Consider the following 9,547-nt stretch of genomic DNA (forward strand, 5'->3'; position numbering starts at 1 on the left):
GGGCACCATCCGCCGCGGGGTGGTGCCGGCCCACCCGCACGGACGTCAGCATGGTCCGGCACGGGACACGAACGCCGACCGAGGGGGTCCGATGACGCGGGTGCCGGCGGCGGAGGCTGCGCGGGGGCCCGACGCCGACCTCCTCGAGTACCTCCTGGTCGCGGTGCCGACGGCGGAACGTCTCGAGGGTGTCGCCGCGGCGGTGCACGGACTCCTGCGGGCACGGCCCATCCGGCTGGTCGACGCGGTGCTGCTGCGCCGGGCACGGGGCCAGGCGGCGGTGACGGTGCACGCGGCGGGCGACGTCGCGCAGCTGGCGCGCCTGGCGGAGCTCGAGGACCCGCGGGTGCGGCTCAGCGCCCACGACATCGCCCTGGCGGCGGTGGCCGTCGAGCCGTGCACGTGCGTGCTCCTGCTCCTCGTCGAGGATCTCTGGGCCGCGACGCTGGCGCGTGCCGCCCGTGACGCCGGCGGACGAGTCCTCGGCGGTGAACGTCTGGGGCCCGACCGTGTCCGGACGGCGGGCCGCCGGTCCGCCGTCGACGCGGACCGGCGGGACCGTGCCGACCTGCTGGTGCGCGGCCCCGCGACGAGCGTCCACCCCGAGCTCGCCGTCGACCCCGCCGCGCAGCTGCGGATGCTCGCCGAGCTGGTGGACCGAGGGGTCCTGACCCTCGACCAGTACGAGGTTCAGCGACGCCGCGTGCTCGACGGGTGACCGTGCGGATCGGGCCGACGGGGGCTGACCAGGGCCCGCGCCACGTCCGCCGCCTCGGCGCGCGACCCGCACCCGAGCTCGCGGTAGATGATCTTGAGGTGGAACTTGAGCGTGTTCACGGAGATGTACAGCTCGTCCGCGATCTCCCGGAGCGTGAGCCGGCTCGGGAGCATCCGCAGGATCCCGACCTGCCGGTCCGTCAGGCCCCGGGCGAGCTCGGCTGCGGGGACGGTCGTGGGTGCCCGCCCGTCGAGGGGCACGCGGCGCAGGCGGGCCAGCCACGGCTGCGGCACGCGCCAGGCCAGCCGCTCGACCGCCTCGACGATCTCGGGGCCCTCGGCGGCGACCGAGTGCACGAGCCCGTGCGCGGACGCGAGCTCGACGGCCCCCAGGAGCAGGGCGTGCGCCTCCGCCGGGTCGGTGCTGGCCCGGGAGCGCAGCAGGTCGCGGACCACGTGGTGGCGCACGCACCGGGGCTCGAGGTCCTCGAGGAGGCCGGCGACGCCGGCGGGGTCGCCCTCGGCGATCAGCACCCGTGCCGTCTTGATGCCCGACCAGAACGGGTCGTCGATCTGGGCGACCCACCGCCGTGCCTCGTCGGTCCGCCCCGCCGACAGGGCCATGAGCACTCCCGTCCGGGCGAGCAGGGTGCGGCCGCCCGGCCCGGTGACCTCGGCGTCCACGATCGCCCCGGCCCGGTCGAAGGCCTGCTGCGCGGCCTCGGTGTCGCCCTGGTCGAGCCATGATCGCGACAGCTCCAGACAGGCGAGCAGCCGGCAGTGCGGCAGCGGCTCGCAGTCCGACCCGGCGAGCTGCACCAGTGCCGGGAGGGCGGCCGCCCGGTCGCCGATCTCCCGGTTCGCGATCCCCTCGGCGGTCAGGAGCTCGGCGCGGAGCATCGTCATGCTCGACTGCTCGGACGCGTGGCGGGCGCCCGCGACGAGACGCAGCGCGTCCACGGGACGGCCGCCGAGCGCGGCTCCGAGCGCCCGGGTGCCCTCGAGCGCGAGCCTGCCTTCGGGCGCGGCGCTGATCGAGATCGCGAGCTTGCGCACCTCCGCGCTGGAGTCGTCCCACCGTTCCGACAGCGCGATCTCGCGCGCCACCAGGTTCCAGCCGTACCGGACGACGGGGTCCACGTGCCAGGCGTCGCCGATCGTGGCGAGTGCGGACCGGGCGAGCCGCGCGCCGTCCGCCCACTGCCCGCGCACGGACGCCACGACCGCCTGCAGCACGTCGAGCCGGGCCCGCTCGGTCGGGTCGGCCCCGGCCCCGACGTCGGGGCCCTCTCCGCTCGACCACGGCACGAGAGCGTCGACGTCCCGGACGAAGCGAGCCCGGTCGACGAACAGCCGGCACCAGGCCGCGTCGATCGTCGCGGTCAGGTCGGCGGCGCACACGTCGTCCGGGACCTCGGCGAGGGTGCGCAGGACGGTGGCCGCGCGCCCGCTCTCGTAGAGGTCGGACGCGCACGACGCGAGAAGGCGCAGCGCGTCCCGGTGGTCGCCGGCGGTCAGAAGGTGCTCGAGGGCGAGCACGGGTTGGCCGTCGTCGGAGAACCAGCGAGCGGCGGTCCGGTGCAGCTGTGCCAGGTGCTGCGGCGACCGCCTCCGCTCCACGGCGACGAGCGCCTCGCGGACCAGGGCGTGGATCTCGTACGAGCCGGACGGCTCGATGCGCGCGGTGAACAGGTCGTGCTCCTCGGCGCGCGCCAGCAGGGCCGGCGCGTCCTCGCGACCCGCGAGCACCTGGGCGAGCCGGGGCGCGACCCGGTCGACGACGGCCGCGGACGTCAGGACCTCCACGACGTCCGGTTCCTCGCCCCGGAGTACCTCGTGCCAGACGTAGTCCTCGACGTAGCGCCCACCGACGCCGTGCCGTGGTGCCTCCGGCGCAGGGCTGGCCTCCGCCGCGCGGGCCGCCAGCGCCGCGAGCTGGATGCTCGCCGCCCAGCCACCCGCCCGACGAGCGAGCTCGCCCACCTCGTCGGCCGGCATCCCGGGCGCCAGACGGCCGAGCATCTCGGCCGCCTCGTCGTCCGAGAACCGGAGCTGGGCGAAGTGGATCTCCCCGAGCAGCCCCCGCGCCCGGAGGCGGTCCACCGGGAGCCGGGGCGTGCGGCGGCTCACCAGGACGACGTGCAGCCAGCGGGGGAGCAGCCGGACGAACTCCGACAAGGAGGCGGCCACCGCTTCGTCGCCCACGAGCTCGAGGTCGTCGATCACGAGCACGCGCTCGTCGTAGGGGCGGCCCTCCAGGTCGTCGACCAGCGCGGCGACGGCGTCCGCCGGCGTTCGCTGCTGCCGCAACGCCCGGGCCGCGAACTCCGAGCAGTCGGGCGCGATCCCCTCGAGCGCGGCCAGGATCCCGCGCCAGAGCTGCACCGGGTCTCGGTCCGCCTCGTCCACGGACAGCCACGCGTGCGGCAGACCGGCCCGTCCCAGCCAGTCGCGGACGAGCGACGTCTTGCCGGACCCGGCGGGCGCGACGACGAGCGTGAGCGGCGCTCGCACGGCGGTGTCGAGCAGCCGCACCAGTCGGGGGCGGTGCACGAGGTACTGGGGGTTCGGGGCCGGACGCAGCTTCGACGGGGAGACCTTGGACCGCATGGTCGGACCCCCGGGCGCCATGACCTCGACGTCGGGCGGCGCTCCTGGCCCGTGCTCACGCTCCATCGGTGACTCCGCCCGGGTGCTTTCCTGACGGGGGACCCCGCCGTGGTCCGGCGACGGTTCCCGCCGACGCCGACGTGGAGGGGGCTCCTGGGAGCCGTGCCCTCGGGCCAGCGTCTCCCCTCCAAGCCACCGGGGGCGATCCCGCGCCGCGGAATTCACCCGGCGTCGAGACAGGGACCAGGCGCGCCTTCGGACGTTCACCTCTTCTGGGTGATGTGACACGGCGGCGCCCTCCCTAGCGTCGAGGTGCCCCGTCGCGGGGGCGGGAGAGGTGCAGAGGCGATGACACAGACCAACCGCGCCCCGGGGGCGGAGGCCGCCCACCCGCACGACGTCGCGGCCCGGCTCGAACGGCTCGAACGGGAGAACGCCGACCTGCGGGCGCGGCTCGCCGCGGTGTCGGACGGCACCGGCCACACCACCACCGCGGCCGGCCCGCCCGTGGCGCGGCACCGCTGGCGCGGCGCAGGCGCCGTCGTCCTGGTCCTGCTGGGCGCGCTGCTGGCGCCGGCCGGAGCCGTCGCGGCCTGGGCCCAGCGTCAGCTGACCGACACCGACGCCTACGTCGCGTCGGTGGCCCCGCTGGCCGACGACCCGGTGGTGCAGTCGGCGGTCGCGGGCCGGCTCACCGAGGCGGTGATGACGCGGATCGACGTCGGCGCGCTGCTCGACGACGTCGAGACCGGCCTGGACGACCTCGACGTCGACCCGCGCGCCGTCGCGGCCCTCTCGGCGCTCGAGGCGCCGCTGACGAACGGGGTCGAGTCGTTCGTGCGCAGCGCCGCCGACCGCGTGGTGAGCAGCGACGCGTTCTCGTCCGCGTGGGAGCGGGCGCACCGCGTCGCGCACGAGGAGCTCGTCGCCGTCATGCAGGGGAGGGGCGGCGAGCTGCTGCAGGTCGGGCAGGACGGGCAGCTCACCATCCAGCTCGCCGGGATGATCGACCTGCTCAAGGAGCGGCTCGTGGACCGCGGGCTCGGCGTGGCCGCGAGCATCCCCACGGTGGACGCGTCGTTCATGGTGATGCAGTCCGCCCAGCTGGTCGAGGCGCAGAACCGGTACGGACAGGTCGTCGCGCTGGCCACCTGGCTGCCGTGGGTCGCGCTCGGCCTGCTGGCGGCCGGCGTGCTCGTCTCGGCGCACCGCCTGCGCACCCTCGTGGTGGCGGGCCTCGCCCTCGCGGCGGCGATGGTGGTGCTCGGCGTCGCCCTCGCCGTCGCGCGTGGGCTGTACCTCGACGCGCTGAGCGGCGAGGTCGCCCGGCTGGACGCGGCGGAGGCCGTCTTCGACCACGTCGCGACGCCGCTGCGGGCGACGTTGCGCACGGCCGGCGTGCTCGGCCTCGTCGTCGCGCTGGCGGCCTTCCTCGCCGGCGACAGCGCGACGGCGCGCAGCCTGCGGGCCGTCGCGGCCCGGGGCTTCGCGAGCGCCCGCACCTGGGGCGAGCGCCGGGGCTGGACGACCGGGCCCGTGGGGCTCTGGCTCGGGCGGTACCGGACCTTCGCGCGAGGTGTCGTGATCGCGGTGGCCGCGCTCGTCCTGCTGCTCGCGGCGGACCCGACGGCGGGCCTCGTGGTCGGCACCACCGTCGTGGCCGCCGCGGCGGTCGCGCTGCTGGAGCTGCTCGCCCGGCCCGGAGCCGATGCCGGCCCCGTCGATGCCGGCCCTGTCGACGTCAGGCCAGCGCCTTCGCCTTGAGGGCAGCGAACTCCGCGTCATCGATCACTCCGGCGTCGTAGAGGGACTTCGCCTCGGTGATCTGCGAGGCGGCGGACGACCCGCCGGCGGTGGCGCGGATGTACGCGTCAGTCTCCGCGCGGGCGGCGGACACCCGCGCTGCCTGCCGTTCCGTCATGCCGCGGCCGCGCGCGATGAGGTAGACGAGGGCCGACAGGAACGGCACCACGATCAGCAGGACGACCCACAGGGCCTTCCACCAGCCGTTCAGCTCGTGGTCGCGGAACAGGTCACCGATGATGTGGAAAAGGATCATCAGGTACATGACGAACGCGAACCACCAGAGCATGAGCCAGAACCAGTCCATGAAGCTGTCCACGGGACTGCCCTCCTTGCAGCCGGGGGCCTTGACCGTCGCGGCCCTGACCGCAGCCTGCCGCGGGATCCGTCGTGCGTCGTCACGCAGAGTGCATGAAGTCCTGCGACCGTGCCTCCGGCCACCCCGCCGAGGGGTTCATGCGATCGGGGTGATGCGAAGGGCGCGCAGGAGGGCGTCAATGGCGGCAGGACGACCGACACCTGAGGGGCGGGCACCGTGGACCACATCGACCGTCTGCAGCGCTTCGCGGTGAACGACCCGCGCCTCGAGGTGGAGCAGGAGGTGACGCCGACGGCGCTCGATGCGCGCGCGGTCGCCGTCGCGCGTCTGGCCGCGCTCGTCGCGGTGGGCGGGGCGGAGCCCACGTACGGCAGTCTCGTGGACGACGCCGTGAGCGCGGGCGTGACCACGCCCGAGGTCGTCGACGTCCTGGCCGCTGTGGTGCCGATCGTCGGCCTGCCCAGCGTCGTTGCGGCGGCGCCCAAGCTCGCCCTGGCGCTCGGGTTCGACCTGTTCGATGCCGACGCCGCGCCATGACCGGCCGGGGCCTCAGTCACGAGCCGAGCAGGCCCATCTCCGTGGCGCGGGCGACTGCCCCGCCGCGGGAGGAGACGCCGAGCTTGCGGTAGATCGAACCCACCTGCGAGCTGACGGTGTTGCGGGTGACGAACAGCCGCTCCGCGATCTCCCGGATGGTCAGGTGGGTCTGCAGGTACGGCAGGAGGCGCAGCTCCGCGGGGGTAAGGGGCGCCCCTGTGCTGCCCGGCGTCCCGCGCTGCGGGTCCGCCGAGACGGCCGCGCGCAGCCGAACGGCCTCGTCGACGAGCGTACCCAGCGCGGGCCGGTGGGCCAGGACGTCGTCAACCTCGCGCAGCAGGTGCCTGGCCGACGCGACGTCACCCGTCGACCAGCACACGCGGGCCAGCTGCAGGCGGGCCCGCACCGCGAGCGTGGGAAAGACACGGCTGCAGGACACGCGGGCCGCCATCCCCCGGGTCAGAAGGTCACGCACCCCCGCCAGGTCACCGCGGCGCAGGGCGAGCCGTGCCCCGACGGCAAAGCCCAGAGCAGCGGTCGGGTAGTCGTCCATCCGGTGCGTCCGGACCGTGTCCAGCGCGACCTGCACGTGCCCCGCGGCGTCCTGCCACCGGCCGCTGTCCATCTCCAGCTGCCCGAGCACCCCGGCACTGATCACGAGAGTGTCCGCGCTGCCCACGGCGAGCGCCGTCTCGATGGCGTCCTCGAGGTGACTCGTGGCGCCCGCCACGTCCCCTTCGAGCAGCAGCGCGATGCCCGCCAGGGTGAGCGCGGTGTCGCGCCACAGGCTCCATGCCGGTTCCGCGGCGAGCGCACGGCGGGCGTCCTCGAGCATCGGTCCGGGCCCGTGCGGGCACCGCAGCGCACGGAACATCGCGCGCGCGGAGTCGAACGACGTGGTCCCGTCGACGGTCTCGCCGTCGTAGGACGCGGCGTCGGCCACGGCTCCCCACCGTTCGGCCTCGAGGGGGTGGCCCTCGTAGACGGCGACGTACCCGGCGAGGACGGCGAGAGGCGGGTGGCGGGAGATTGCTTCGTCGCCGAGCGCACGCAGCCACCGGTGGATCGTCGCGATGCGGCCACCCTGGAAGTTGGTCATGACGATCCTGGTGACGAGCCTGACGCAGCGGTCACGCTCGGTGGTCGGCAGCAGGTGCTCGACCGCCTGCTCGGGTGAGCCCTGCGACTCGAACCAGTCGGCGGCGCGCACCCGCAGGGTCTCGGCGAGGCCGGGCTCGGCGACCGCGAGCTCCCCGAGCAGGAAGTCCCGAAAGAGCGCGTGGTAGCGGAACAGCTCGCGGCGACGGTCGAGCGGCACGAGGAACAGGTTCGCGGCCTCGAGCTGCCGGAGCAGCCGCTGCGAGGTCCTCACTCCGAGGACCGCGTCGCACAGCGGCGCGGACAGGACCTCCAGCACGGACGTGCGGCGCAGGAAGCGCTGCACCGTCGCGGGCACCCGCTCGAACGCCTCCCGCTTGAGATAGTCGGCGACGTACGGGTCGCCGCCCGTGACCGTGACGTCCCGCGGGTCGCCGTGCCGCGCGACGAGCGAGGCGAGGTACACGCCCGCCGGCCAGCCCTCGGTGCGCTCGGTCACCGCTGCGGCGACATCGTGGGTGACCGGGACGCGCGCAGCTTCGAACAGCCGCTCGGTCCCGGCGACGTCGAGCGCGAGGTCGGCGGCACCGATCTCCACGGTGTCTCCGGCGGCGCGCAGCCGCGGCAGGTGCGGCTGGGCGGACCGGCTCGCCGCGACGAGCTGCGACCCCGCAGGGATGTCGGCGAAGACGACGCCGAGGGCGTCGTGGCACGCGGGGGACCGGAGCACGTGCAGGTCGTCCAGCAGCAGCACGAACGGCGTCGCCGCCGCGCGCAGCGCCGACGCCAGTCGAGGCGCCGCGCGGCCGAGCACCGACGTGCCCGGTCCGGTCATGCCCGCGACGAGGTCCGCCTGCCCGGGAAGCGCCCGCGCGACGGCGGAGGCGAGGACGACCAGCAGGTGCTGCGGGTCGTCGTCGAGCCGGTCCAGGGAGACCCAGGCGACCGCTCGCTCGTCCCGCGCCGCCCACTCGGCCAGGAGCGTCGACTTGCCGTACCCGGCGGGCGCCGTGATTCCCACGACCCGGCGGCCGCTCGTCCGCGCGGCGTCGATCATCGTGGCGCGGCTCACCGTCCCGGCACGCAGGCGCGGCGGGACGAGCCGGACCTCGAGCAGGCGCCGGTCCAGCTCTGCGTAGGCGGTTTCGGTGCCCGTCGCGGGCCTCATGTCCCGACTGTAGGAAGGTCTGTCGCCGAGCGGCAGGCTCCCAGCGGGCGAACCCGTCGCCGGAGTGTGGCAGACCGCCGATGCCGAGGCCGACGTCGCCACGCGTCGTGGGGTCGCTAAGATGCGAACGGATGCTGCTTGCGCGGGATCCGCACCAGCTGTGAGTCAGGCTCTCCGGAGCTGCGGATCGATGGCCCACTGGTGGCCTACGGCAGGTTCAGAAGCATCGTCGATGCTGGTCAGAGCGGCGGAAGTTGCTTGTTCGAACCCAGTATCGCCCACCCGTGAGCAAGGCCCCCTGATCGGCGGAGACGCTGGTCAGGGGGCCTTCGCCGTGAGTGCGGCGGGCCAGTGAACAACGAGCCGCGCGTCGACGTGCAGCCGTGGCTGTGAGCTCACGACGGCCGGTCGTCTGCGGGCAGGTGTTCGACGACGAGCTCGTACGAGCCGTGGACGAGGTCCTCGACGAGGTGCCGGGTGATGCCCCGCCCGGCGGCGACGGACACCCAGTGCCGCTTGTCGAGATACCGACCCTCGGTGATCGTCTCGTGATCACGACGCAGGGCCTCGCCGTGGTGGGGGTCGACCTTCAGCGTGATGATCTGGGCGTCGGGATCGTCGTCGGTGACGATGAGGAAGACCTTGTCCGCGACCTTCCACACGTCCAGGTGGGGGGTGAACGGGCGCCCGTGGGTGACGCCGGCGAGCGAGCGGGCGACGTCGCGAGCCGCCTGCTGCAGCTGCTCTCCGGACAGGCTCACCGGCCTATGCTCCCGAACGTGGCCGGGGCGACGGGACGCCGACCCCGGGGGAGGTTCTCCACGACGAGCAGGTAGGACTCGGTGACCAGGTCCTCCACGAGGTCTCGTTGGATCGAACCCCCGGGCCGCAGCGTGATCCAGTGCCGCTTGTTCATGTGGTAGCCGGGCGTGATGTCGTCGTGGGCCTCGCGGAGCGCCCTCGCATCCTCCGGATCGGCCTTGAGGATCACGATCGGTTCTCCGGTCACGTCGGTCATCAGCATGAAGACCTTGTCCCGGACCTTGAAGACGTCCCAGTCCGGCCCGAAGGGGTGTTCCAGCCCGGACCCCGGCAGCTCGTCGGCGCGCTCGCGTGCGTACTTCTGCAGCTCCTCGCCCTGCATCCGTCCTCCTCGGTGTCCACGGCCGTCCACGTGCGCACCACGGTACGCACGTGTCGAGGAGTGGTCGCACGAGCGGGCGTGCCGCTCGGCTCGATGACGTCGACCTACCGCTCCCTCCACGAGGCGCCCCTGGACGACGCCCGGCCGCAAC

The 9,547-nt window shown here is 74.4% G+C and carries 8 protein-coding genes; 3 read left to right on the forward strand and 5 right to left on the reverse strand.

The features are described 5' to 3' along the window. The first annotated feature begins 91 nt into the window (after positions 1 to 91). A complete protein-coding gene (locus ACFUVW_RS06995) occupies positions 92 to 718 on the forward strand; it encodes a hypothetical protein (protein WP_430570601.1) in 627 nt (208 codons plus the stop codon). Here the strand turns inward: ACFUVW_RS06995 and ACFUVW_RS07000 are convergent. Further along, positions 691 to 3,393: a LuxR C-terminal-related transcriptional regulator gene (locus ACFUVW_RS07000; protein ID WP_430570602.1), complete on the reverse strand. Its 2,703-nt coding sequence runs from the start codon at positions 3,391 to 3,393 to the stop codon at positions 691 to 693. The genes ACFUVW_RS06995 and ACFUVW_RS07000 overlap by 28 nt on opposite strands. Before the next feature lie 282 nt (positions 3,394 to 3,675). On the opposite strand from ACFUVW_RS07000, the gene ACFUVW_RS07005 reads away from it, so the two are divergent. Then, positions 3,676 to 5,091 (forward strand): hypothetical protein, encoded by a 1,416-nt coding sequence (locus tag ACFUVW_RS07005; protein ID WP_430570603.1) that lies wholly within the window; start codon positions 3,676 to 3,678, stop codon positions 5,089 to 5,091. On the opposite strand, the gene ACFUVW_RS07010 is transcribed toward ACFUVW_RS07005, so the two are convergent. Continuing rightward, positions 5,069 to 5,449 (reverse strand): SHOCT domain-containing protein, encoded by a 381-nt coding sequence (locus ACFUVW_RS07010; RefSeq protein WP_430570604.1) that lies wholly within the window; start codon positions 5,447 to 5,449, stop codon positions 5,069 to 5,071. The two genes, ACFUVW_RS07005 and ACFUVW_RS07010, sit on opposite strands and share 23 nt — an antisense overlap. 216 nt (positions 5,450 to 5,665) lie before the next feature. Between ACFUVW_RS07010 and ACFUVW_RS07015 the strand changes: the two genes are divergently transcribed. Continuing rightward, on the forward strand, positions 5,666 to 5,986 hold the full coding sequence (locus tag ACFUVW_RS07015; RefSeq protein ID WP_430570605.1) for a carboxymuconolactone decarboxylase family protein: 321 nt from the start codon (positions 5,666 to 5,668) through the stop codon (positions 5,984 to 5,986). Positions 5,987 to 6,002: 16 nt separating this feature from the next. Here ACFUVW_RS07015 and ACFUVW_RS07020 read toward each other — a convergent pair whose 3' ends face one another. The 3 genes from ACFUVW_RS07020 to ACFUVW_RS07030 form a co-directional block, all read right to left on the reverse strand. Continuing rightward, complete coding sequence (locus ACFUVW_RS07020; RefSeq protein WP_430570606.1) at positions 6,003 to 8,252, reverse strand: LuxR C-terminal-related transcriptional regulator; 2,250 nt, start codon at positions 8,250 to 8,252, stop codon at positions 6,003 to 6,005. Between the two features lie 395 nt (positions 8,253 to 8,647). Beyond that, the gene (locus tag ACFUVW_RS07025) at positions 8,648 to 9,013 is read right to left on the reverse strand and encodes an MmcQ/YjbR family DNA-binding protein (RefSeq protein WP_430570607.1); all 366 of its coding nucleotides are present in this window, start codon (positions 9,011 to 9,013) and stop codon (positions 8,648 to 8,650) included. Further along, complete coding sequence (locus tag ACFUVW_RS07030; RefSeq protein WP_430570608.1) at positions 9,010 to 9,396, reverse strand: MmcQ/YjbR family DNA-binding protein; 387 nt, start codon at positions 9,394 to 9,396, stop codon at positions 9,010 to 9,012. The genes ACFUVW_RS07025 and ACFUVW_RS07030 overlap by 4 nt, the downstream gene beginning before the upstream one ends. Positions 9,397 to 9,547: the final 151 nt, after the last annotated feature.

Origin of the sequence: Isoptericola sp. NPDC057391 (assembly GCF_042668085.1) — a bacterium.
GTDB lineage: Bacteria > Actinomycetota > Actinomycetes > Actinomycetales > Cellulomonadaceae > Isoptericola.